Consider the following 22,127-nt stretch of genomic DNA (forward strand, 5'->3'; position numbering starts at 1 on the left):
GCACATCCTTCGAGACGCGGCCTGCGGCCGCTCCTCAGGATGAGGGGGCCGTGCGTGTGGCGGTCCACATCATCTTCATCGCGGCGAGACTCTGCACAGCCTCATGGTGAGGAGCCCGGCATCGCACCACGAAGCCGAGCGTCTCGAACCATGCGCCACACAGCGCGGCGCATCGACGCGCGTCATCACCGTGCACAACGCACCATCACCGCCGCAGCATCCCGCCCAGCGTGCCGCGCACGATCGAGCGGCCGACCGAGCTGCCCATCGATCCGCCGACTTTCTTGCCGAGCTCGGCGGCGAGGCCGCCCACCACAGTGGTGGCGACGGTGCGGGCGACGCTGCGCGCCACGACCTGGCCGGTGGAGAGCTTGCCACGCGGCGTGTTGGTGCCGAACACCGTCGAGACCAGGCTGCCGAGCTGTCCGAACAGCCCGCCTTCCGCTGGCGCAGCGTCGGCGCCAGCCGTCTTGCCCTCCAACCGATCGCGCAGCTTCTCGTAGGCGGATTCGGAATCGATCGCCGTGTCGTACTTCCCTTTCATCGGGCTCGCTGCAAGGATCGACTTGCGCTCCTCCGGCGTGATCGGCCCGATCCGCGCCGACGGCGGCCGGATCATCACCCGCTCGACCATCGCCGGCGTGCCGTTGCCTTCGAGGAACGACACCAGCGCCTCGCCCTTGCCGAGTTCGGTGATCGCCTTCGCGGTGTCGAGCTTCGGATTGGGACGGAAGGTGTCGGCGGCCGCGGCCACCGACTTCTGGTCGCGCGGCGTGAAGGCGCGCAGCGCATGCTGCACCCGGTTGCCGAGCTGCGCCAGCACACGGTCCGGCACGTCAATCGGATTTTGCGTGACGAAGTACACGCCGACACCCTTGGAGCGGATCAGCCGCACCACCTGTTCGATTTTGTCCATCAACGGTTTCGGCGCGTCGTTGAACAACAGATGCGCCTCGTCGAAGAAGAACACCAGCTTCGGCTTTTCGGGATCGCCGACTTCGGGCAGTTCCTCGAACAGCTCGGACAGCATCCACAGCAGGAAGGTCGCATACAACCGCGGATTGCTCATCAGCTTGTCGGCAACGAGAATGTTGACGAGGCCGCGGCCCTGATTGTCGGTGCGGATGAAATCCTTCAGCTGCAGCGCCGGCTCGCCGAAGAAGCTCTCGCCTCCCTGGTTCTCGAGCACGAGCAACTGGCGCTGAATCGTGCCCACCGTCTGCTTGGTGACGTTGCCGAGCGCCTGCGCGGCCTGGCGGATGTCGGCATTGACGTCGCCGTTCTCGGCGACCTTGGCGGCGATCGGCGCGATCGCGTCGAGCATCGCGCGCAGATCCTTCATGTCGACCAGCGGCAATCCCATGTCGTCGGCGACACGGAAGGCGACGTTGAGCACGCCTTCCTGCACGTCGTTGAGATCGAGCATCCGCGACAGCAGCAGCGGCCCCATCTCTGAAACCGTGGCGCGCACCGGATGGCCCTGCTCGCCGAACACATCCCAGAATACGGTGTTGAACTGATCGGGCTGGAACGTCAGCCCCATCTCCTTGGCGCGCTTGAGGATGAAGTCCTTCGCCTCGCCGACCTCGGCGATGCCGGACAGATCGCCTTTGATGTCGGCGGCGAATACCGGCACGCCGGCGCGCGCGAAGCCCTCCGCCATCACCTGCAACGACACCGTCTTGCCGGTGCCGGTTGCGCCGGTGACGAGGCCGTGGCGATTGGCGAGACCAAGCGTCAGCCACGCCGACTGCTCGCCTTTGCCGATGAAGATCTTGTCGTCGGTATCGCCGCTACCGGTTTCGCTCGCCGCCATCGTGTGGTGTCCTCGGTGTCGCTTCCTCGCACGCAGAAACAGTCGAGTCTGCGGCTTCTTCGACACTTATCCTGCATATCGATCAAGACTGTTCAATGTTCTTCGCTGCGGATGCGTCGTGGCGCCGGCCAGCGGCCACGTCGAGCCGTGATGACGTCCACCGAAATCGCTCCGCATTAATCTGTTGGTGAGAGCCGCTCAGGCAACAACGCTTGCAATGTTGCAACACTCGCGAATCGAATCCCGCGGAACAGCGGCTTGTCGCGCGGGCATTGCTTGTGTTTCGAAACGCGAAAGATCAGGATGATCCAACAAATAAAATCCGGCCGACAGCCGGCGGGGGCGTTATGGACGAGTTGATTGAGCGGCTGGCTGAAAAGGCCGGCCTCGAGAAAGCCGTTGCCGGCAAGAGCGTCGGCATCATCCTCGGCTTCCTCCGCAACGAGGGTCCGCAAGAACCCGTCCAGGCCTTGATCGACACCATCCCCGGCGCCGAAGACGCGATCGCATCCGCCGATAGCGCACGCGGCGGCCTCGGCCGCCTGGTCGGCGGCGTGATGGGCGCAAGCCTCAACGGAGGCGGCGTGATGGCGATGGGCGCCCGGCTGATGGGCCTCGGCCTCAGCGTTGCCGACATCCAGAAGCTGGCGCGCGAGCTGTTTCACATCGGCCGCGAGAAGATCGGTGCCGATCAGATGGCGGCGATCGTCGCCGGCACACCGGGACTGCGCCAGTTCACTTGAGACGTCCTGCCTCCGAGTAGTCTGTTTTTCCGAGTATCATGACATATCCCATCTCCCAGATCGACGGCATGACGACAGCGGCCGCAGCCAAGCTCAAATCCGTCGGCATCCGCACCACTGAAGCGCTGCTCGAAGCCGCCCGCACCATGCGCGGCCGCAAGGCGCTCGCCGCCAAGACCGACCTCACCGAACAGCAATTGCTCGAATGGGCCAACCTCGCCGACTGCATGCGCATCCCAGGCATGGGCAAGGCCAAGGCCGAATTGCTGCGCGCAGCCGGCGTGAACACCCTGCGTGAATTCACCCACCGCAACCCGGCGCGGCTGGCGCAGAACATGAAAGAAGCCAACCTCAAGCGCAAACTCGTCCGCGCGCTGCCGTCCGAGAAGGAAGTCGGGCAACTGATCGAAAAAGCGCGAAAGCTGCCGCTGAAGATTAGCTACTAGGTCTCGTCATCGCGAGGCGCGCAGCGCCGAAGCAATCCAGAAGCTCAATACACGGCGCGCTGGATTGCTTCGCTTCGCTCGCAATGACGGCATGAAGGAGCGGCGTCCCACCTCAACTACGCAAATGTTGAAATCGCTCTCCCGCGCCTCCGCCTCTCAGAATCCCGCGAACTCGCTCGGCACTTCCCCGAACGCCTTGATCAGCACCGCGTCCTGAAACTCGCCGATCATCGGATCGCCGGTCCGACTGAAAGCCACCGCACCGGCATTCTCGTCCAGCCGTGCCAGCGCCTCCGCCCGACGGATCGCCCCGCTCGCACTCTGACACTCAGCCGGCTCCCCCGCCACGACGCCTTCGTCCGATGCCCGAAATGGCAGCGCGACGTAGTAAGTAACATCCGCCATCGATTTCATCCTCCGGCTTGAAGCCGTGAGGAATGTTCACATTATGTTCTTCTAAAGTCAAGCGCGCACTGAGGACCCCGACAGGCTTGTTTCAGCCGCAACAGAAGGCGAAGCGGGTCTTGTCGCTGAACATGGGTTGGCGATTGCCAGGCGGCATGAAGGTCGCCGCCGCCAGCGCAGACGCACGCTTTGTTACGAGGAGGACGCGCCCAACCGCTGGGTGCTGTCGCTCGTGTTCATTCGCACTTTGGCTTCGCGGATCGGAAGATTGATCAAGGCCGCCAACAAGGCGAGCAAGATGTCGGCGTACCACATCAACTGATAGTCGCCGTTGCGTGCCACCGCCAACCCGCCCAGCCAGGCGCCGAAGAAGCCGCCGATCTGGTGGGACAAGAGCGTGAGGCCGAACAGCGTTGCCAGATAGCGCGTGCCGAACAGCTTGGCGACGAGGCCTGCCGTCGGCGGCACGGTGGCGAGCCAGGTGAAGCCGAGCGCCGCCGCAAACACGTAGAACGTGATCGGGTCCTTTGGCGAAACCAGATAGATCGCGATGATCACAGCCCGGCTCGCATACATCACGGCCAGGATGTACTTCATCCGACAAAAGGTGCCGAGCCAACCGGCGCACAAGCTGCCGGCGATGTTGAACAGACCGATCAGGCCGATCGACGTGGCCGAGACCGCCGCCGACTGTCCGCACAGCGCCACCTCACCGGGCAGATGCGTGACCAGGAAGGCGATGTGAAAGCCGCAGGTGAAGAAGCCCGCGTGCAGACACAGATAGCTGCGGTCGCCCATCGACGTGCGGATCTGCGCCATCAGGCCCGACGAGGGGAGCGGGTCGACGGCGGGCTGCGCCGGAACATCGCGGCTGACCAGCCAGCTCAGCGGAATCGTGACGAGCGCACTCGCCGCCAGTGCGAACATGGCGACGATCCAGCCGAACGAACTGATCACGGCCTGGACGAATGGGGCGAACACGAACTGGCCGAACGAACCGCCGGCATTGATAAATCCGGCTGCGAACGAACGCCGGTCCGGCGACAGCCGCTGCGCGCTGGCGCCGATCAGCACCGAAAAGCTGCCGGCGCCTGCACCCGCCGCGGTCAGGATCCCCATGGTCAGCACCAGGGTCCATTCGGAATGGGCCGCGAAAGGCGTCAGCGCGAGGCCCGCGACCAGCAGAAGCGCGCCGCTCACAAGCGTGGCGCGCGGGCCGTACTGGTCGGCGATGGCGCCGAACAGCGGCTGGACCAGTCCCCAGACAAACTGCGCGATCGCCAGAGCGAACGAGATCGCAACGATGCCGAGGCCAGTCGTGCTGTTGATGGGATCGATGAACAGGCCGGAGGTCTGCCGGATGCCCATCGTGATCATCAGGATCGCCGCCGCGCACAGCATGATGGTCCAGGATGACCAGCGTTCGCCTGCAGCTCTTTGCCCTGCTTCCACGACCTGTCCTTTTGTTATTGGAGCGCTCCGGTTCGTCGCGCCGGCTGCGCCCGTCCCACGCCACTTGCAGCGCAGTCCGGGAACGGGCTGCAATTCACCTCGGGCCAAGCCGAGGCGGACGCAAGGCGCCGCGACGAGACCGCCGTGTCATAGGCCAGATCAGGAGCGCGCGGAAGCTGCCGCGGCGTCGATCCGTGAGGGGCGCCGACGCATGACAGCCTTTCAATCGAAGAGGTCGCTGCGGTCTTCGATCGTCATCAGGATCGCCGTCAACAAGGCGACCAGCTTCTCGCGTTCATCGCGCCCTGGCCGCCGGAGCCGCGGTTGGCGCGGCCGCTTGACAGCCCGCCGCTTCCCGCGCAAAGCGCTGACATGAGCGCAGCGCAGCAAACCCCAGCGCCTCCCACCGCGACCGGCGGCGCCGCCGCGCTGCGCGAACTGCTCGCGCGCCCGGTGCCCGCCGTGATGGGCATTCTCAACGTCACCCCCGATTCCTTCTCCGACGGCGGCGACTTTCTCAGCCCGGAGCGCGCGCGCGAGCACGCCGCACGGATGATCGCCGAGGGTGCCGACATCATAGATATCGGCGCGGAGTCCACGCGCCCCTATGGGTCGCAGCCGGTCTCGGCCGAACAGGAGCTGCAGCGCCTCCGCCCGGTGCTAGCGGAGATCGCTTCGCTCGGCACGCCGGTGTCGATCGACAGCATGAAGGCCGAGGTGGTGGCGTGGGCGCTCGACCATGGCGCGTCGATTGCCAACGACGTCTGGGGCCTGCAGCGCGATGCCGAGATGGCGCATGTAGTCGCAGCGCGCGGCGCGCCGGTGATCGTAATGCATAATCGCGACGCCGCCGATCCTTCGATCGATATCGTTGCTGATATCAACGCCTTCTTCGAGCGCTCGCTCGCGATCGCCGCAGCTGCCGGCATCGCGGAAGCAAACGTTGTGCTCGATCCCGGTATCGGCTTCGGCAAGACCCCGCAGCAGAGCATGATCGCGCTGGCGCGGCTCGCCGCCTTCAAGCATTTCGGCCTGCCGATCCTGGTCGGCGCCTCGCGAAAACGCTTCATCAGCACGGTGGTGCCGTCAGAGCCGAAGGACCGCCTCGGCGGCTCCCTCGCCGCGCACCTGATCGCCGTGCAGAATGGCGCCCAGATCATCCGCGCGCACGACGTCGCCGCCACCGCGCAGGCGCTGAAGGTCGCGCACGCCATCACCACCAGCATCGAGGACTGCCGATGAGCGACACCATCTTCATCACCGGCCTGGTGCTGCATGCGCGGCACGGCGTGATGGATCACGAGACCGAAGTCGGCCAGCGCTTCGTCATCGATCTCGAACTCGCGGTCGATCTCGCCGAGTCCTCGCGCACCGACCGATTGTCCGACACCGTGTCGTATTCCAACGTCGTCGCCTGCGCGACCGCCGCGTTCAAGGACGTCAACTACAAACTGCTGGAGCGCGCCGCCGGCGCGGTGGCGGAAGCGATCCTGTCGAGTTTTTCGAAAATCGGCGCGGTCAAGGTCACGGTCCACAAACCGCACGCCCCGATCGCCGCGATCTTCGACGATGTCGGCGTGATCATCACCCGCACGCGCCAGGCCCCGCATGGCTGAGGCCCTGATCGCACTCGGCGGCAATGTCGGCGACGTCCGCGCGACCTTCGACAAGGCGATCGCCAACATCTGCGGCATGACGCAGGCCGAGCTGCTGGCGCGCTCCTCGGACTACACGACGCCGCCCTGGGGCGACGAGCAGCAGGACGCCTTCGTCAACGCATGCATCGCAATCGACACAAGGCTGGATCCGCACGCGCTGCTGTTCACGCTGCATAAGATCGAAAAGAAATTCGGCCGCGACCGCGCGAGCGAGCGCCGCTGGGGCCCGCGCACGCTCGACCTCGATCTGCTGTCCTATGACGACGGCGTCATCAATCGCCCCGACCTGACCCTCCCCCACCCGCGCCTGTTCGACCGCGCCTTCGTGCTGGTGCCGCTGGTCGAAATCCGGCCGGACGGGACGATCGGCGGGCGGTCTCTGCGAGACGCGCTGGCGGCGCTGCCCACCGCCGGAATCGAGCGTCTGCCGCCACGCGGTTAATGCGGCGCACAATCGCGCATCGTGCGCCTATTGGCCCGAAACAACCGTTTGGCATGTCGCGCCGCGCGTGGCATTTTCCCGCCCAATCAAGTTTTCGTACCGGGGAGTCCGATTTCCAAAATGTCTTCCGCAAGCACCGAGCTGTCGCTCGCCGCCGATTTCCCGCCGGCCGACTACGATCAATGGCGCAAGCTCGTCGATGGCGTGCTCAAGGGCGCCCCGTTCGAGAAGCTGGTCAGCAAGACGCATGACGGCCTGACCATCCAGCCGATCTATCCGCGCTCCAAGGGCGCCGCGCCGGTCGCCGGCCGCGCCCCCGCCGCGCCGTGGCAGATCATGCAGCGGATCGATCACACGGATGCACGCGAGGCCAACAAGCAGGCGCTCCACGATCTCGAAAACGGCGCGACCGGATTGACACTGGTGTTCGCCGGCAGCGTCGGCGCACGCAGCTTCGGACTGCCGCCGACCAAGGACGCGCTCGAGGCGGTGCTGGACGGCGTTCATCTCGATGCCGGGATCGCGATCGAGTTGCAGTTCGCGCCGCAATCCTGCGAGCTGGTTCGTCATCTCGCCGAGCTGATCAAGAGCCGCGGCACCGATCCGGCCGCCTGCGACATCCGCTTCGGGATCGATCCGCTCGGCGCCCGCGCCGTGCAGGGATCGAGTTCATCTGACTGGGCCGAGATCGGGCGCGGCGTCGCCGAAGTCGCCACTGGCCTCGCCGGCCGCGGCTTCAACGCCAACCTCCTCGCCGCGGATGGCCGCGTGATCCACGACGCCGGCGGCTCGGAGGCGCAGGAGCTGGCCTTCGTGCTCGCATCCGGCGCGGCCTATCTGCGCGCGCTAGACAGCGCCGGCGTGCCGCTGGAGCAGGCCCGCGGCATGATCTATGCGCGGCTCGCCACCGATGCAGACCAGTTCCTGACGCTGGCGAAGTTCCGCGCGCTGCGCCTGCTGTGGGCGCGCGTCGAGGAAAGCTGCGGGCTGTCGCAGAAGCCGCTGTTCGTCGCCGCCGAAACCGCGTGGCGGATGCTGACGCAGCGCGACCCGTCGGTAAACATGCTGCGCGCCACGGTCGCGACCTTCTCGGCCGCGCTGGGCGGCGCCAATTCGCTGGTGGTGCTGCCGCACACGCTGGCGCTTGGCCTGCCTGACGCCTTCGCACGCCGCGTCGCCCGCAACACGCAACTGATCCTGCTCGAGGAGTCCAACCTCGACAAGGTCGCCGATCCGGCCGCCGGCGCCGGTGGCATCGAGGCGCTGACGCGCGAGCTATGCGCCTCCTCGTGGGCGCAGTTCCAGGAGATCGAGCAAGCCGGCGGCGCGTTCGCGGCGCTGGCCGCGGGGACGATCCAGCCGAAGGTCGCGGCGACCCGCGCGGCGCGCGACAAGGCGATCGGCAAGCGCCGCGACGTGCTGACTGGCGCCAGCGAATTCCCGAACCTGCACGAAACGCAGGCGACGGTGCTGAACACCGCTCCGGCCGCCGTGCCGCCGTCAGGCGAGGCCAAGATCAGCTTTGCTCCGCTGGCCCCTATCCGGATAGCGACGCCATTCGAAGTGCTACGCGACAAGTCCGATGCGGTGCTGGCCGCCAAGACGGCGCGGCCGAAGGTGTTCCTGGCCAATCTCGGCACCGCGGCCGATTTTACCGCACGGGCGACCTTCGCCAAGAGCTTCTTCGAGACCGGCGGTATCGAGGCGATCGACAGCGAGGGCTTCGCCGATCCGGCCGCGCTCGCGGCCGCCTTCAAGGCCTCCGGCGCGGCATTCGCCTGTCTGTGCTCGTCCGACAAGGCTTACCCGGCGCACGCGGCTGCGGCCGCTCAGGCGCTGCGCCAGGCCGGCTGCAAGCGGATCTATCTCGCCGGCCGTCCGGGTGAACTGGAGGCCGGCCTGCGCGACGCCGGCGTGCAGGAGTTCATCTTCGCCGGTGGTGACGCCATCGCGCTCCTCACCGACGCCTGGACCGAGATCGAGGCGGCATGACCACGACCGGCAGACCAGTGCTCACCGGCGGCTGCCAGTGCGGGGCGATCCGCTTCGCGCTGTCGGCCGCGCCGCTGCGGGTGACGCTGTGCCATTGCCGGATGTGCCAGAAGGCGACGGGCAGCCCGTTCGCCTCGATGGCCGAGATCGCCCGCGAGAACTTCGCCTGGACGCGCGGCAAGCCCGCATCGTTCCGCTCCTCCTCGGTCGCCGAGCGCGACTTCTGCAAGGACTGCGGCACGCCGCTCGGCTACCGGCTGCTCGTCTGCGACAGCATCGAGATCATGACCGGAACCTTCGACCGGCCAGACCGTGTGGTCCCGACCATCCAATATGGCATCGAGGCGCGGCTCGGCTGGACCGGAACCATCGCGAACCTGCCGGGCAAGACCACGTTGCAGAACTACGGGCCCGACAGGCTGGCACAAGTATTCAGTTATCAGCAGCCGGACCACGACTGAGCTCCGAATGACGCGTCAAACCGGTCGTGCTAATATCGACTGGAACAGAGAACGAAGAACATGACCAAGATTCCGAACTTCGCCGACGTCGCTTTCCAGCCCACCGCCGCCCCGACGCCCGCAGGCGAGGCCCAGCCGTGGCTGACGCCCGAGGGTATCCTGGTTAAGCCGGGCTACTCCGAGGCGGACGTCGCGGGCATCGATTTCCTCGACACCTGGCCGGGCGTCGCGCCGTTCCTGCGCGGCCCCTACCCGACCATGTACGTCAATCAGCCGTGGACGATCCGGCAATATGCCGGCTTCTCCACTGCCGAGGATTCCAACGCGTTCTATCGGCGCAACCTCGCAGCCGGTCAGAAGGGCCTGTCAGTCGCGTTCGACCTCGCCACCCATCGCGGCTACGACTCTGATCATCCGCGCGTCGCCGGCGACGTCGGCATGGCGGGCGTGGCGATCGATAGTATCTACGACATGCGCACGCTGTTCGCCGGCATCCCGCTCGACCAGATGAGCGTGTCGATGACCATGAACGGCGCAGTGCTGCCGATCCTCGCTCTGTTCGTCGCCGCAGCAGAAGAGCAAGGCGTGCCGCCGGAGAAGCTGTCGGGCACCATTCAGAACGACATTCTGAAAGAGTTCATGGTGCGCAACACCTACATCTATCCGCCGACGCCGTCGATGCGGGTGATCTCCGACATCTTCGCCTACACCTCGCAGAAGATGCCGAAGTACAATTCGATTTCGATCTCCGGCTATCACATGCAGGAAGCCGGCGCGACGCAGGACCTCGAACTGGCCTACACGCTGGCCGACGGCGTCGAATATCTGCGCGCCGGCATCGCCGCAGGCCTCGACGTCGACCGCTTCGCGCCGCGGCTGTCGTTCTTCTGGGCGATCGGCATGAACTTCTTCATGGAAGTCGCCAAGATGCGCGCGGCGCGGCTGCTGTGGGCCAAGCTGCTGACACAGTTCAATCCGAAGGATCCAAAGTCGCTGTCGCTGCGCACCCATTGCCAGACCTCCGGCTGGTCGCTGACCGCGCAGGACGTATACAACAACGTGATGCGCACCACGATCGAGGCGATGGCGGCGACGCAGGGTCACACCCAGTCGCTGCACACCAACGCACTCGACGAGGCGCTCGCCCTGCCGACCGACTTCTCGGCGCGGATCGCGCGCAACACGCAATTGTTCTTGCAGCAGGAGACCGGCACCACGCGGATCATCGATCCGTGGGGTGGCAGTTACTACGTCGAGCGGCTGACCCACGATCTCGCCGTCAAGGCGTGGGGCCACATCCAGGAGGTCGAGGCGCTCGGCGGCATGGCCAAGGCGATCGAAGCCGGCGTGCCGAAGCTGCGCATCGAGGAGGCCTCGGCCAAGACCCAGGCACGGATCGACACCGGCCGCCAGTCGGTGATCGGCGTCAACAAATACAAGCCGGTCGACGAAGCGCCGCTCGACGTGCTCAAGGTCGAGAACTCGACGGTGCGGCGGCTGCAGATCGATAAATTGAAGCGCCTGCGCAGCGACCGCAGCCAGCCCGACGTCGACGCCGCGCTCGCCGCGCTGACCCGCTCGGCCGCGGACGGCAACGGCAACCTGCTGGCGTTGGCGATCGACGCGGCGCGGGCCAAGGCGACCGTCGGCGAAATCTCCGACGCGCTGGAGAAGGTCTATGGCCGGCATCGCGCCGAGATCCGGTCGATCACCGGCGTCTACAAACGGGAGGTCGCGAGCATGCCGAACCGGATGGAGAAGGTGCAGGCGCTGATCGACGCGTTCGAGGACGCCGAGGGGCGCCGCCCGCGCATCCTCGTCGCCAAGATCGGCCAGGACGGCCACGACCGCGGCCAGAAGGTGATCGCGTCGGCGTTCGCCGACATCGGCTTCGACGTCGACATCGGGCCGCTGTTCGCCACCGCGGACGAAGCGGCGCGGCAGGCGGTGGAGAACGACGTCCATATCCTCGGCGTGTCGTCGCTGGCCGCAGCGCATCTCACCGCGGTGCCGGAACTCAAGGCGGCGCTGAAGAAGCAGGGCCGCGAAGACATCATGATCATCATCGGCGGCGTCGTCCCGCCGCAGGATTACGACGCGCTGGTCAAAGCCGGCGCCGAAGCGATCTTCCCGCCCGGCACCGTGATCGCCGACGCCGCCGAGGAGCTGATCCACAAGCTCAACATCAGGCTGGGACACGCGAGCCAGGCGGCGGAGTAGCTGCGGGACGACCGGCGATGTGGTAGGATGACGGCATGACAACCGTTCTCGACATGCCGCTGGACGCCATCCTCGCCCGCCTTCGCGAGCGGGCCGATGCCCTGCGTGCGGAGGGAGTCAGCAAGCTGTTCGTATTCGGATCCCGCGCCCGCGGGGACGCGCGCCCCGACAGTGATCTCGACGTGCTGGTGGAGGTGGTGGCAGACTCTCGCCTCTCGCTGCTCGACTTGATCGGCGTTGAGCACATCATCGAAGACGCCACTGGCCTCAAGGTACAAGCGACGATGCGCCGCTCGATCCCGCCAGCCTTCGCGGAGCGCATTTCCGACAGCCTCGTCGAGGTCTTTTGAAGTGCCTCCAAACCTCGGAGATCGACTAGGCCACGTCGCGATTGCGATCCAGAACATCCGTGACGCGCTGTCCGATCGCGCCTTATCGGATTTGCAATCAGATCCTGTGTTACTTGCGGCGATCGAGCGATTCCTGGAAAGGATCAGCGAGGCGTCGCGGCACATTCCTCGGGATCTGCAAGACAGCGAACCAACCATCAACTGGCGACGTCTTGCCGATCTCGGCAACTGGCTTCGCCACGGCTATCATGCAACCGACGCCGGCTTGCTATGGGAGATGGTCCAGCGCGATCTCGAGCCACTCCAGCAGTTCATTACACGCGTCAGCAAGGAAACCGATCGTTGAGCAACATCAGCCGCTGGCGACATGCGCTGGCTCTCTTATTCGCCTCGCTCCTCCTCTCCCCCGCCCTCGCCGAGCCGGCCAAGCCGAAGCCCGATTTCGCGGTCAAGACCAAGGCGATCGACGGCAAGGTGCTGCTCGATGCGGCCATCAAGGCCGATCCGAAGCTGGCGGAGAATTGCCTGGCCGAGGGCAAGAAGTATATCGCCGAGCAGCGCGCCGAGGCCGAGCCAGAATTCAAGAGCGACCCGGAACTGTTCCGCAACGGACCTTGGACCTATGAGCGCAGCTACACGGCGGACTCGCTGGTCGCGGACCGCTATGTCAGCGTGCTGCGCATCGACTACAGCTACACCGGCGGCGCACACCCTAATACGGAGATCGACACCGTCCTGTGGGACAAGGCGCAGAGCAAGCGGATCAGCATCCGCCCGTTCTTCACCGACCTCGCCGATGGCAGTCCGGCGATGCAGGCGATGGTCAAGGGCGTGCTGGCCTCGCTGAAGGCCGAAAAGAAGGCGCGTGGCACCGATGACGACGGCGACGACTACGTCAAGAGCATCGAGCCGAAGCTGCTGAAGATCGGCCCGGTGACGCTCGCCCGCTCGACAGAGGCCGGCAGAAGTTCCGGCCTGATCTTCCACTACGCGCCTTACGCCGTCGGCGCCTATGCGGAAGGCAGCTACGACGCCTACGTGCCGTGGCAGAGCCTGAAGCCGTATCTGTCCGCGGAAGGCACCGCGATCTTCGGCGGCGATCGGCCGAAAGGCGACGATGAACGCAACAAGTAAGAAGCCGCTCGATCTGCCGTCGCTGGCGAGCGAGGTGCGCGATGGGCACCGCGCCGCGCTGGCGCGCGCGATCACGCTGATCGAGAGCCGCCGCGGCGATCATCAGGCGTCCGCACGCGCGCTGGTGCAGGATCTGCTGCCGCTAACCGGCCGCGCGATCCGCGTCGGCATCACCGGCTCGCCCGGCGTCGGCAAGTCGACCACGATCGACGCGCTCGGCATGTATCTGATCGAGCAGGGCCACAAGGTGGCGGTGCTGGCGGTCGATCCGTCGTCGGCGCGCACCGGCGGTTCGATCCTCGGCGACAAGACGCGGATGGCGCGGCTGTCCGCCGAGCCGAACGCCTTCATACGCCCCTCGCCCTCCTCCGGCACGCTTGGCGGCGTCGCAGCGAAGACGCGCGAGGCGATGCTGCTGTGCGAGGCAGCGGGCTTCGATGTCGTGCTGGTGGAGACCGTCGGCATCGGCCAGTCCGAAACCGCGGTCTGCGACATGACCGACTTCTTCCTCGCACTGATGCTGCCGGGCGCCGGCGACGAGCTGCAAGGCATCAAGAAGGGCCTGGTCGAACTCGCCGACATGATCGCCATCAACAAGGCCGATGGCGACAACATCGCGCGCGCCAATCTGGCCGCCGGAGAGTATCGCGCCGCGCTGCATATCCTGACGCCACGCTCGCCGCACTGGCAGCCGCCGGTGCAGACCTATTCGGCAATCACCGGTACCGGCATCGCGGAGCTCTGGCAGAGCGTCCTCGCCCATCGCGACGCCACCACGCCCTCCGGCGAGTTTGAGGCGCGGCGCCGCGAGCAGCAGGTCAAATGGATGTGGACGATGCTGGAAGACCGCTGGAAAGCGCGCCTCAAGAGCGACCCCACGATCCGCGCCAAGGTGAAGCAGACCGAAGCCGCCGTCGCCGAAGGCCGTGTCACGCCGGCGATCGGCGCCGACGCGATCGCCGAGCTACTGGTGTGAGAGACCCGACACCGGCTCTCACGCTGCACAGACGCGTCTCGGCACGCCAGCAACGCCAAGCATGGGCCCGCGCCTCATCCGTCATTGCGAGCGAAGCGAAACAATCCAGGCGTCAGGCGCTGAGCCGCTGGATTGCTTCGTCGCTTCGCTCCTCGCAATGACGGCGATGGGGATCGCGCCATGACCGCACTCCGCATCCTGATCACCGGCTTCGGCTCGTTTCCGGGGGCGCCGTACAATCCAACGCCGGCGCTGGTCGACCGGCTGGTGAAGCTGCGGCGACCGGCCTTCGAGGCAGTTGCGCGCATCGGCCATGTCTTTCCGGTGAGCTACCGCGCCGTCGATCGCGAACTTCCCGAACTGCTGGCCAACCAGCCCGATGCACTGCTGATGTTCGGCCTCGCGGCGCGCACATCGCATCTACGAATCGAGACCCGCGCGCGCAATGCCGTGACGACGCTGTGGCCGGACGCGGAACGCACGACGCTGCGCACCGCCTCGATCGCGTTGCATCAGGATGCGCAGCTGTTCGGGCCGCATTGCGCCAAGCTGATGCGCGCCGCCTGCGCGACCGGCATCGATGCCCGGCTCTCGCGCGATGCCGGGCGCTATCTGTGCAACTATCTGAGCTGGCGCGCGATCGAGGCGACACATCGGCCGCACGGCCCCCGCCTCGCCGCGTTCGTCCACGTTCCACTGATCGCCCGCGACGGCCGGCCGTGGCGGGACGGTACGATCAGTGCGGAGCACCTGGTCGACGCCGGCGAAGCCATCCTGCTGGAAATGATCAGCCAGGCGCGACGAGCAAGCCCCTCGCTCACGACGGCGTGATCCGAGATCGAAGTTCCAGGTTTGAACCCCAGCCGCGGCTCGGCGTTGAAAGGCGAACGGGAGGTCCGCATGCCCTACGCGCTGTATTGCGACGACGCCAAGATCAGCAAGGCCTATCCGACCGAGGCCAGCGTGTGGAAACATGCGCAGGAAAGCGGTCTCGTTGTCGACGTCGATCCCGGCGGCGAGTCACCGCAGCCGCGCCGCATCCTCGATAACGGCTACCAAATCCGTGCCTGCAGCGCTGACCCGGGCGAAAACCCGGAGCACAACGACGCCGAGGCCCATGCGGAGCGCGACTACCAACTCGCCCGCAACGCCGCCTGAGGGTTAACCCTACCGCCAAACATCTCGCTGCTGCGACGCCGCCGTCCTCCGTGGGGCGGCGGTTTTTGCGTTACCAGTTCAACGTTGGTCCACGCGAGAGGCGCAGACATGACGATCCATCGGCGCGACCTGCTCGGCGCGGTCGCCGGCGCACTGACTCTGGCCGCAACGCCGCTCGCGGCAGCGCCGCTGACCTCTAAGCGCGGCCGCGATGCCACCCAGTTCGGGGTCCGGCCTGATAGTTCGGAGGATCAAACCCTCGCGTTGCAACGCGCCATCGACGATGCCGCCGAGCGGCGCATGCCGCTGGCACTGCCGCCGGGCACCTATCGCACCGCCACGTTGCGGCTGCCGTCCGGCGCGCAGCTCAGCGGCGTGCGCGGCGCGACACGGCTGATCTTCACAGGCGGCCCGTCCCTGTTCGACAGCGCGGGCGCCGAGACGCCGACGCTGCAAGGTTTGGTGATCGACGGCGGCGGCATCACGCTTCCGGCGCGGCGTGGCCTGGTCCACTGCGTCGGGGCGCGGTCGCTGCGGATCGAGCAATGCGAGATCACCGCCAGCGGCGGCAGCGGCATCTGGCTGGAAACCACCGCCGGCATCATCACCGACAACACGCTGACCGCGATCGCCGTGACCGGCGTGGTGTCGTTCGACGCCAAGGGGCTGAGCGTGTCGCGCAATACGATCATCGGCACCAACGACAACGGCATCGAAATCCTGCGTACCGCGATCGGCGACGACGGCACGCTCGTCACCGGCAACCGGATCGAGAACATCAAGGCCGGCCCCGGCGGCTCGGGGCAATATGGCAACGCCATCAACGCGTTTCGCGCCGGCAACGTCATCGTCAGCGGCAACCGCATCAAGAATTGCGATTACTCCGCGGTGCGCGGCAATTCGGCCTCGAACATCCACATCACCGACAACAGCGTCAGCGACGTGCGCGAAGTCGCGTTGTATTCAGAGTTCGCCTTCGAGGGCGCGGTGATCGCGAACAACACCGTCGACGGCGCGGCGCTCGGCGTCTCAGTGTGCAACTTCAACGAAGGCGGACGGCTCAGCACCGTGCAGGGCAATATCATCCGCAATCTGCGGCCGAAGCGACCGATCGGCACGGCGCCCGACGACGACGCCGGCATCGGTATCTATGTCGAAGCCGACACCGCGGTGACCGGCAACGTGATCGAGAATGCGCCGTCGTTCGGCATCGTCGCAGGCTGGGGCCGCTATCTGCGCGACGTCGCGATCACCGGAAACGTGGTCCGCAAGGCGTTCGTCGGCATCGGAGTGTCGGTCGCGGACGGCGCCGGCACGGCGGCGATCAACGGCAACGTCATCGCCGAAACGCAGCGCGGCGCGGTGGTCGGTCTCGATCATGCCAGGCCAGTGACGCCGGACCTGACCGCGCCAAATGCAGCGCGGTTCGCCCAGATCGCGCTCGGCACGAATTCCGTTCGCTGACTCAGCGCTTTCAACGATGCACAACCTCATGGTGAGGAGGCCCGCAGCGCCGTCTCGAACCATGGACAAGGGACGCTCCACAGCCCCATTCTTCGAGACGCTCGGCTCCGCCGGGCCGAGAAGGAGCACTGCCGCTTACTGATACGCTGCCGCGAAATAACTTCGCTTCAGCCTGAACTGCCCGCCGACCGCGCGGTACACTTGCCGCAGATACTGGCCGTTCCGACACAGCGCGGCCACGCCGGACCGGCATCCGAGATACTCGTAGTGCAGCACGATGGTCGCCGGCGTATAGGTCGCGAAATAATGACCGGCAATCGAGCCGGACGGACATTGCGCCGCGAGGTTGCGCTGGATCTCCAACGGCAATTGCGCCAGGTGATACGAATTCCACAGCGGATCCTTCGGCGACTGCGCAGACGCAGCAAACCCGGCTCCGCCAAACGACAGCGCGGCGTGTCCCGCCGACAATAACTGTGAGATCACGGCATCCTCCCGACCATGCATCGCGTCTCGTCTGATCGCGATTGGGGATCTGAATGGGAGGATAGCCGAGCGAAACTGACAGGACGCTTTCAACGCCGGCCCGCACACATCGCGTATCCGCGATTGCGAGGCAGCTACATCTGAATCTCGGGGATCGACCGCGCGGCTAAAACATCGCCACGTCTTTTTATGGAGCTTCGGCTCCAATGCATCGCGCGGCTTTGCTTGCTGTTGAGGCTGAAAGGATGAACCACAGGGACTTGTGGTTCATCCTTCGCAGTTCGCTGCTCTCAAGCGTTGGAAGATACTGGAAGGGCAACCAGAACTGTGCCCCACCTACTTCTTCCCGTTCCCTCAGGCCGCCCGCACCGTCTCGACGAACCGCCCAACCTCCTGGCGCAGGCGGGTGCTGTCGCGCGAGAGGGACTGCGCGGCGGACAGTACCTGCGTCGAGGCTGCGCCGGTTTCGGTGGCGCCGCGTTGAACGTCGGTGATGTTCGACGAGACTTGCTGGGTGCCGCGCGCCGCCTGCTGGACATTGCGGGAAATTTCCTGCGTCGCCGCACCCTGCTCTTCCACCGCCGAGGCGATGGTCGAGGCGATCTCCGACATACGCTCGATCGTGCCGCCGATCTCGCGGATTGCTCCGACGGAATCCTGCGTCGCCGACTGCATCCCAGTGATCTGCTGACTGATCTCGCCGGTCGCCTTGGCGGTCTGCTCGGCCAGCGCCTTGACCTCCTGCGCCACCACGGCGAAGCCGCGGCCGGCGTCGCCGGCGCGCGCAGCTTCGATCGTGGCATTGAGCGCCAAGAGATTAGTCTGTCCCGCAATAGTGTTGATCAGATCGACCACGTCGCCGATGCGATTGGCGGCGTCCGATAGCTGCCCGATCCGGTGATTGGTCTTGCGGGCCTGATCGACTGCTTCGCCGGCGATCCGGGCAGCTTCCTGCACCTGGCGGCTGATCTCCGAGATCGACGACGCCATCTGTTCGGTGGCGGAAGCGACCGATTGCACATTGGCGGAGGCTTGTTCCGAGGCAGCCGCCACCGACGTCGCCAGCTCCTGCGAGCGGTCGGCGGTCGACGTCAGCGTACCGGCCGACGACTCCAGTTCGGATGAAGCCGACGAGACGGTGTGGATGATTTCGCCGACGGCGCCCTCGAAGTCATCGGCCAGCCGCCGCATTTCGGCTTTGTGTTGCTCGGCAACCCGTCGCTCGGCCTCTTCCTGCTCTTCCTTCAGCCGCTTCACGTCGAGCGCATTGGACTTGAAGACTTCGACCGTGCAGGCCATCAGGCCGATCTCGTCGAGCCGGCCGGAGCCGGCAACTTCAACGTCGAGATTGCCCGAGGCCAGTTCGCGCATCGTGTCGGAAATTCGCACGATCGGACGTGACACCGCGCGGCCGATCAGCCACGCCAGCACGATGCCGATGAGTTGCGCCGAGATGGTGATGATCAGCGTCTGCGACCTGGTATCGAACACCTGCGCCTGCGTGGCCTGGCTGATCTGCTGCTGCTCTGCGATGCCGATCTGGTTGATACGCCCGGCAGCGGCCGCCAGCGTGCCCGCCACTTTGCTCATCTCGTGGATCTTTGCCTCGACGCCGGCAATATCCGCCGCCGCCTGCCGGAAACCGTCCGCATAGATCGTCAGGTCGGTCTCGATCGCGGCGATCTGCTTCTGCTCCGAGACCGTGTCGACGGAGGTCTTCAGCGCCGACAGCGCGCTCTTGAGATCGGCGAGCGATTTATCGGCGGTCGCCAGCGCGTCCTTCTCGAGCCGGATGCCCAACATCTTGCTGGCGGCAAGCCGCAACATCATGAAACTCTTCAGGCCCTGCCCGACCAGCAGCGCATTGCGGCCGTCGCCATCGCCGGTCATCGTCGCGCTCTGCAGTTGTTCGAACTTCGCCATCAGACGCTGTCCCACGGGACCAAGTACCTCGACCGTGATCCGGCTCTGGTCGCGGCGCAGCTTGACTATTTCGGAGAATTTGCCGCTGTACTGACCGAACTGCTGATCGATGTCGGTCAGCAGCGTATGGATCTCGGGATTTTGAATCTGGCGGGTGCCTTGGGCGATGCCGGCCGTGAGCTTCTGAGCAGCCCGTTCGACCTCGCTGACCAGCGGCTCGTCGCCGGTGAGCCCGTATTCGTGCACGACACTGCGCAGCGCCGCAAAGCCGCTGTCGATCTTGTGCGCGAGATCGACGACCTCGACGCGTTGGCCGAACGAAGTCACGGCCGCTCCCAGGCTCCCGAAGCTGGTGTAGTTCATCACGGCGAGGATCGCCATCAGCACCTGAATGGCAGCGAAGCCGATCGCGATTTTGACGCCGATCTTGCGATTGGTGAACAGCGCGAGCGGACTGAATGAACGGGGTGTGAGCGGCGGGGGTGTGCGGGTCATGATCTGACTTTCACTGCGGGCGCAAGTGCGCGCTCGGGCTGCGACCTTCCAGTGCACGGCAGGCGCCGATCCGCGTCGCAGCGTCGACACGATCGTCGCGGCGGATCACCCCGGCGTGCTGATGAGTTTTGTGGGCGGACGCCAATGTCCGCTGGCCCCACGTGCGCTGGAAATCATTTGAAAAGTTTAAAGAGGCGAGCCGCACAACCATTCGAATGTGCGTGAAATTTGGCGCAGCTAAGCGCTGGCCACTACTTGATATCGATCGGGCCGATCACGCGAGAGCTTGACGATGTTGGACTTTTCGCCCACGCCGCGGTCAGGGGTCAGACCAGCGCGGCGACAAATTAGGTCGTCCTGCCTGCCATGTCTTCGCCGAAAGTCTAGCTTATCCTTGTGTATCAGCCGTCGCGTTACTGCGCTCTCCGGAACGAATTGCACGGCCGCGCGTCGTGGCTGAGATGTACTCGCACCGATGGCTTCTCATGCCTCATCTTCTCAAGATGCTGTTCGCTGCCGCTCTCGGTGCGACGCCCGTCGTGACGCCGTTGCTCACGACCGCCGACGCCGCGCCACGCGAGCCATATGGGATCAATCTGGAAGGCTATGCCTATCCATATCCGGTGCATTCGTTCGCCGTGACGTCGGGCGGCGAGCAACTCGCCATGGCCTATATGGATGTCGCGCCCGCGCAGCCGAACGGTCGCACCGTCGTGCTGCTGCACGGCCGTAACTTTCCGTCGAGCTATTGGGCGCCGGTCATCAAGATGCTGGGCGAAGCAGGCTACCGCGTGGTGGCGCCCGATCAGATCGGCTTCGGCAAATCCTCGAAGCCGACCGGCGATCTGCACTTCGACGACCTTGCCCGCAACACCATCGCGCTGCTCGACAAGCTCGGGATCGCCAAGGCCGACGTCGTCGCGCATTCGCTCGGCGGCATGCTGGGCGTTCGGATCGCCCGCGCCTATCCGGACCGTGTCGACCATCTGGTGCTGACGGCGCCGATCGGTCTGGAAGACTATCGGCTCTACGTGCCGCCGACGCCGACAGAGAAGATCATCGCCAATGAGGACATGCTCACGGCCGAGACTTATCGCAAGCAGCTCGAAACCAACTACGCGCTGAAGTTGCCGCCCGATCAGGTCACGCCCTTCATCGACGCGCGTTTCAACCTCAAGGGCAGTCCGGACTATCCGCGTTGGCTACGCGCCTTCGTGGCGTCGGCGCAACTGATCTATCGCGAGCCGGTGGCGCACGAAATTCCGCTGATCAGCCGCCCCACGCTGTTCATCATGGGCGCCGACGATCACAACGCCCCGGGCAAGCCCAACGCGCCCGAGCCGCTGCGCGCCAAGATGGGGCAGAACGCCGAGTTGGCGAAGAAGCTTGCGGCCGAGATGCCGAACGCGCGTGCCGAGGTGCTGCCGAACACCGGCCACCTGGTGTTTCTCGAAGCGCCCGATCGCTATCGCGACCTGGTGCTGGATTTTCTCGGCAAGTAGCCCGTCGGCCGCTCAGCTGGCCCGGCGCAGCAGCGGATAGCGCTCGGCCAGTACTGCGACGTCGAGGGCGTGCTGCCAGGCAGGCGGCGCAATCTCGATCGGCTCAGCGATGTCCGGGGCGATGTCGTCGTCGAGATCGATCGGCGGGACGATGCTGAGCTGCGGTGGGGCCACTTCCACCGCCAGCTCCATCTCGAGCGCCGGCATGCCAGGATCGTCCGATTCCAGTTCGACGGGCAAAGTGACGCTATAGATCTGCTCCGGCGCCGGAGCGACGGGCGACGGAATGACGTTGAAGACCCGCGTCGGTTCGACCGCGGTCTCGTCGCTCAGATAGAAGATCGGCCGTGGCGCCAGATCTTTATTTTGGCCGAGCCATGACAGGTCGACTGGCAGATTGTCGTCCGTCGCCTCGCGGTACAGCAGGTCGCGCCAGGTATCAACCGCCGCTTTGGCTTCCTGGATGTTCTCCAAAAAGGCCACTTCGGTGAAAAACCGTCGCCAGCGGCCGGTCTCGAATAGTTCGGTGAGATATTCCAGTCGCTGTTCGGCGAGCACGCACCAGCGCTCGACGATTGCGCGGCCGCGCATCGCGTCGGTGACTTCCATGACCAATCCGCCAATGAGGGGAGAGACGAACGCGACGCTACTTACGAATCAACGCAAGCATATGAATCAGTTTGTTAACAAAAATTTACCATGTCCAGCCGGCGGTGCCCCCGTATTGCCCCGAAGACCGTGAGTGGCCGAATCGCATGCGGTCACAAATGGTCGCAGTTAGGGACGGGTGATTTGTTCTGTGGGTGGGCGTCCAAAGAAAAGGACCCGCCCGGGGGGACAACCGGGCGGGTCACAAGCCATATTGGCGCTGGGGTGGATGGGCGCTCGCGCCGAATACAGCCTCGTTGGGGCTTTGCGCTCCCACAACGATTGGTCAGCGGGACAACACCAAACGTTCAATGCGGTTGCGAATTTTTTGTAGATTGAGAGAGGTGGCGTGGACG

The 22,127-nt window shown here is 65.5% G+C and carries 22 protein-coding genes; 16 read left to right on the forward strand and 6 right to left on the reverse strand.

The annotated features are described in order from the left end of the window. Positions 1–205: 205 nt before the first annotated feature. Positions 206–1,816 carry a helicase HerA-like domain-containing protein gene (locus tag LPW26_RS01085; RefSeq protein WP_238732384.1) on the reverse strand — a complete coding sequence of 537 codons (1,611 nt, stop codon included), beginning with the start codon at positions 1,814–1,816 and terminating at the stop codon, positions 206–208. A gap of 347 nt (positions 1,817–2,163) precedes the next feature. Here LPW26_RS01085 and LPW26_RS01090 point away from each other — a divergent pair, with 347 nt between their 5' ends. Together LPW26_RS01090 and LPW26_RS01095 are read left to right on the forward strand one after the other, a co-directional pair. Beyond that, a complete protein-coding gene (locus tag LPW26_RS01090; RefSeq protein WP_238732385.1) occupies positions 2,164–2,559 on the forward strand; it encodes a DUF2267 domain-containing protein in 396 nt (131 codons plus the stop codon). 38 nt (positions 2,560–2,597) lie between these two features. Further along, a complete protein-coding gene (locus LPW26_RS01095) occupies positions 2,598–3,005 on the forward strand; it encodes a DUF4332 domain-containing protein (protein ID WP_238732386.1) in 408 nt (135 codons plus the stop codon). 156 nt (positions 3,006–3,161) lie between these two features. Here LPW26_RS01095 and LPW26_RS01100 read toward each other — a convergent pair whose 3' ends face one another. Together LPW26_RS01100 and LPW26_RS01105 are read right to left on the reverse strand one after the other, a co-directional pair. Continuing rightward, positions 3,162–3,410, reverse strand: coding sequence for a hypothetical protein (locus tag LPW26_RS01100; RefSeq protein ID WP_238732387.1), 249 nt, complete (start codon positions 3,408–3,410; stop codon positions 3,162–3,164). Positions 3,411–3,602: 192 nt separating this feature from the next. Then, entirely contained in the window at positions 3,603–4,862 is a 1,260-nt protein-coding gene (locus LPW26_RS01105; RefSeq protein ID WP_238732388.1) for an MFS transporter, read from the reverse strand. A 372-nt stretch (positions 4,863–5,234) separates the two neighbouring features. Between LPW26_RS01105 and folP the strand changes: the two genes are divergently transcribed. The 13 genes from folP to LPW26_RS01170 all read left to right on the forward strand — a co-directional run bounded on the left by folP (position 5,235) and on the right by LPW26_RS01170 (position 16,717). Next, positions 5,235–6,104: a dihydropteroate synthase gene (gene folP, locus LPW26_RS01110; RefSeq protein ID WP_238732389.1), complete on the forward strand. Its 870-nt coding sequence runs from the start codon at positions 5,235–5,237 to the stop codon at positions 6,102–6,104. After that, positions 6,101–6,478, forward strand: a complete 378-nt coding sequence (folB, locus tag LPW26_RS01115; protein ID WP_238732390.1) for a dihydroneopterin aldolase — start codon at positions 6,101–6,103, stop codon at positions 6,476–6,478. The genes folP and folB overlap by 4 nt, the downstream gene beginning before the upstream one ends. Continuing rightward, on the forward strand, positions 6,471–6,962 hold the full coding sequence (gene folK, locus LPW26_RS01120) for a 2-amino-4-hydroxy-6-hydroxymethyldihydropteridine diphosphokinase (protein WP_238732391.1): 492 nt from the start codon (positions 6,471–6,473) through the stop codon (positions 6,960–6,962). The genes folB and folK overlap by 8 nt, the downstream gene beginning before the upstream one ends. Before the next feature lie 120 nt (positions 6,963–7,082). Next, a complete protein-coding gene (locus tag LPW26_RS01125) occupies positions 7,083–8,954 on the forward strand; it encodes a methylmalonyl-CoA mutase subunit beta (RefSeq protein ID WP_238732392.1) in 1,872 nt (623 codons plus the stop codon). After that, positions 8,951–9,415, forward strand: coding sequence for a GFA family protein (locus LPW26_RS01130; RefSeq protein WP_238732393.1), 465 nt, complete (start codon positions 8,951–8,953; stop codon positions 9,413–9,415). Before LPW26_RS01125 ends, LPW26_RS01130 begins: the two co-directional genes overlap by 4 nt. A gap of 60 nt (positions 9,416–9,475) precedes the next feature. Then, positions 9,476–11,635: a methylmalonyl-CoA mutase gene (scpA, locus tag LPW26_RS01135; protein WP_238732394.1), complete on the forward strand. Its 2,160-nt coding sequence runs from the start codon at positions 9,476–9,478 to the stop codon at positions 11,633–11,635. Positions 11,636–11,670: 35 nt separating this feature from the next. Further along, complete coding sequence (locus tag LPW26_RS01140; protein ID WP_238732395.1) at positions 11,671–11,985, forward strand: nucleotidyltransferase family protein; 315 nt, start codon at positions 11,671–11,673, stop codon at positions 11,983–11,985. Position 11,986: 1 nt separating this feature from the next. Then, positions 11,987–12,331, forward strand: coding sequence for a HepT-like ribonuclease domain-containing protein (locus LPW26_RS25340; protein ID WP_238732396.1), 345 nt, complete (start codon positions 11,987–11,989; stop codon positions 12,329–12,331). A gap of 5 nt (positions 12,332–12,336) precedes the next feature. Then, the gene (locus LPW26_RS01150) at positions 12,337–13,119 is read left to right on the forward strand and encodes a DUF3298 and DUF4163 domain-containing protein (RefSeq protein ID WP_406676807.1); all 783 of its coding nucleotides are present in this window, start codon (positions 12,337–12,339) and stop codon (positions 13,117–13,119) included. Continuing rightward, on the forward strand, positions 13,103–14,095 hold the full coding sequence (gene meaB, locus LPW26_RS01155; RefSeq protein ID WP_238732398.1) for a methylmalonyl Co-A mutase-associated GTPase MeaB: 993 nt from the start codon (positions 13,103–13,105) through the stop codon (positions 14,093–14,095). The genes LPW26_RS01150 and meaB overlap by 17 nt, the downstream gene beginning before the upstream one ends. 180 nt (positions 14,096–14,275) lie before the next feature. Then, entirely contained in the window at positions 14,276–14,926 is a 651-nt protein-coding gene (locus LPW26_RS01160; RefSeq protein WP_238732399.1) for a pyroglutamyl-peptidase I, read from the forward strand. Positions 14,927–14,995: 69 nt separating this feature from the next. Beyond that, positions 14,996–15,253, forward strand: coding sequence for a hypothetical protein (locus LPW26_RS01165; RefSeq protein ID WP_238732400.1), 258 nt, complete (start codon positions 14,996–14,998; stop codon positions 15,251–15,253). Positions 15,254–15,361: 108 nt separating this feature from the next. Next, positions 15,362–16,717 (forward strand): TIGR03808 family TAT-translocated repetitive protein, encoded by a 1,356-nt coding sequence (locus LPW26_RS01170; RefSeq protein WP_238732401.1) that lies wholly within the window; start codon positions 15,362–15,364, stop codon positions 16,715–16,717. A 135-nt stretch (positions 16,718–16,852) separates the two neighbouring features. On the opposite strand, the gene LPW26_RS01175 is transcribed toward LPW26_RS01170, so the two are convergent. Continuing rightward, positions 16,853–17,203 carry a hypothetical protein gene (locus tag LPW26_RS01175; RefSeq protein ID WP_238732402.1) on the reverse strand — a complete coding sequence of 117 codons (351 nt, stop codon included), beginning with the start codon at positions 17,201–17,203 and terminating at the stop codon, positions 16,853–16,855. 354 nt (positions 17,204–17,557) lie between these two features. After that, entirely contained in the window at positions 17,558–19,621 is a 2,064-nt protein-coding gene (locus LPW26_RS01180; RefSeq protein ID WP_238732403.1) for a HAMP domain-containing methyl-accepting chemotaxis protein, read from the reverse strand. Between the two features lie 485 nt (positions 19,622–20,106). Here LPW26_RS01180 and LPW26_RS01185 point away from each other — a divergent pair, with 485 nt between their 5' ends. Further along, positions 20,107–21,123 (forward strand): alpha/beta fold hydrolase, encoded by a 1,017-nt coding sequence (locus tag LPW26_RS01185; protein WP_238732404.1) that lies wholly within the window; start codon positions 20,107–20,109, stop codon positions 21,121–21,123. Between the two features lie 12 nt (positions 21,124–21,135). On the opposite strand, the gene LPW26_RS01190 is transcribed toward LPW26_RS01185, so the two are convergent. Then, the gene (locus tag LPW26_RS01190) at positions 21,136–21,732 is read right to left on the reverse strand and encodes a TIGR03809 family protein (RefSeq protein WP_238732405.1); all 597 of its coding nucleotides are present in this window, start codon (positions 21,730–21,732) and stop codon (positions 21,136–21,138) included. Between the last annotated feature and the right edge of the window lie 395 nt (positions 21,733–22,127).

It is taken from the genome of Rhodopseudomonas infernalis, from assembly GCF_022271405.1.
Taxonomy (GTDB): domain Bacteria; phylum Pseudomonadota; class Alphaproteobacteria; order Rhizobiales; family Xanthobacteraceae; genus Rhodopseudomonas; species Rhodopseudomonas infernalis.

What these genes read in the sequence shown, in the direction of transcription:
- LPW26_RS01085 (WP_238732384.1), bottom strand. Translation starts at nt 1,816, where the DNA reads ATGGCGGCGAGCGAAACCGGTAGCGGCGATACCGACGACAAGATCTTC.
- LPW26_RS01090 (WP_238732385.1), top strand. Translation starts at nt 2,164, where the DNA reads ATGGACGAGTTGATTGAGCGGCTGGCTGAAAAGGCCGGCCTCGAGAAA.
- LPW26_RS01095 (WP_238732386.1), top strand. Translation starts at nt 2,598, where the DNA reads ATGACATATCCCATCTCCCAGATCGACGGCATGACGACAGCGGCCGCA.
- LPW26_RS01100 (WP_238732387.1), bottom strand. Translation starts at nt 3,410, where the DNA reads ATGGCGGATGTTACTTACTACGTCGCGCTGCCATTTCGGGCATCGGAC.
- folP (WP_238732389.1), top strand. Translation starts at nt 5,235, where the DNA reads ATGAGCGCAGCGCAGCAAACCCCAGCGCCTCCCACCGCGACCGGCGGC.
- folB (WP_238732390.1), top strand. Translation starts at nt 6,101, where the DNA reads ATGAGCGACACCATCTTCATCACCGGCCTGGTGCTGCATGCGCGGCAC.
- folK (WP_238732391.1), top strand. Translation starts at nt 6,471, where the DNA reads ATGGCTGAGGCCCTGATCGCACTCGGCGGCAATGTCGGCGACGTCCGC.
- LPW26_RS01125 (WP_238732392.1), top strand. Translation starts at nt 7,083, where the DNA reads ATGTCTTCCGCAAGCACCGAGCTGTCGCTCGCCGCCGATTTCCCGCCG.
- LPW26_RS01130 (WP_238732393.1), top strand. Translation starts at nt 8,951, where the DNA reads ATGACCACGACCGGCAGACCAGTGCTCACCGGCGGCTGCCAGTGCGGG.
- scpA (WP_238732394.1), top strand. Translation starts at nt 9,476, where the DNA reads ATGACCAAGATTCCGAACTTCGCCGACGTCGCTTTCCAGCCCACCGCC.
- LPW26_RS01140 (WP_238732395.1), top strand. Translation starts at nt 11,671, where the DNA reads ATGACAACCGTTCTCGACATGCCGCTGGACGCCATCCTCGCCCGCCTT.
- meaB (WP_238732398.1), top strand. Translation starts at nt 13,103, where the DNA reads ATGAACGCAACAAGTAAGAAGCCGCTCGATCTGCCGTCGCTGGCGAGC.
- LPW26_RS01160 (WP_238732399.1), top strand. Translation starts at nt 14,276, where the DNA reads ATGACCGCACTCCGCATCCTGATCACCGGCTTCGGCTCGTTTCCGGGG.
- LPW26_RS01165 (WP_238732400.1), top strand. Translation starts at nt 14,996, where the DNA reads ATGCCCTACGCGCTGTATTGCGACGACGCCAAGATCAGCAAGGCCTAT.
- LPW26_RS01170 (WP_238732401.1), top strand. Translation starts at nt 15,362, where the DNA reads ATGACGATCCATCGGCGCGACCTGCTCGGCGCGGTCGCCGGCGCACTG.
- LPW26_RS01180 (WP_238732403.1), bottom strand. Translation starts at nt 19,621, where the DNA reads ATGACCCGCACACCCCCGCCGCTCACACCCCGTTCATTCAGTCCGCTC.
- LPW26_RS01185 (WP_238732404.1), top strand. Translation starts at nt 20,107, where the DNA reads ATGCCTCATCTTCTCAAGATGCTGTTCGCTGCCGCTCTCGGTGCGACG.
- LPW26_RS01190 (WP_238732405.1), bottom strand. Translation starts at nt 21,732, where the DNA reads ATGGAAGTCACCGACGCGATGCGCGGCCGCGCAATCGTCGAGCGCTGG.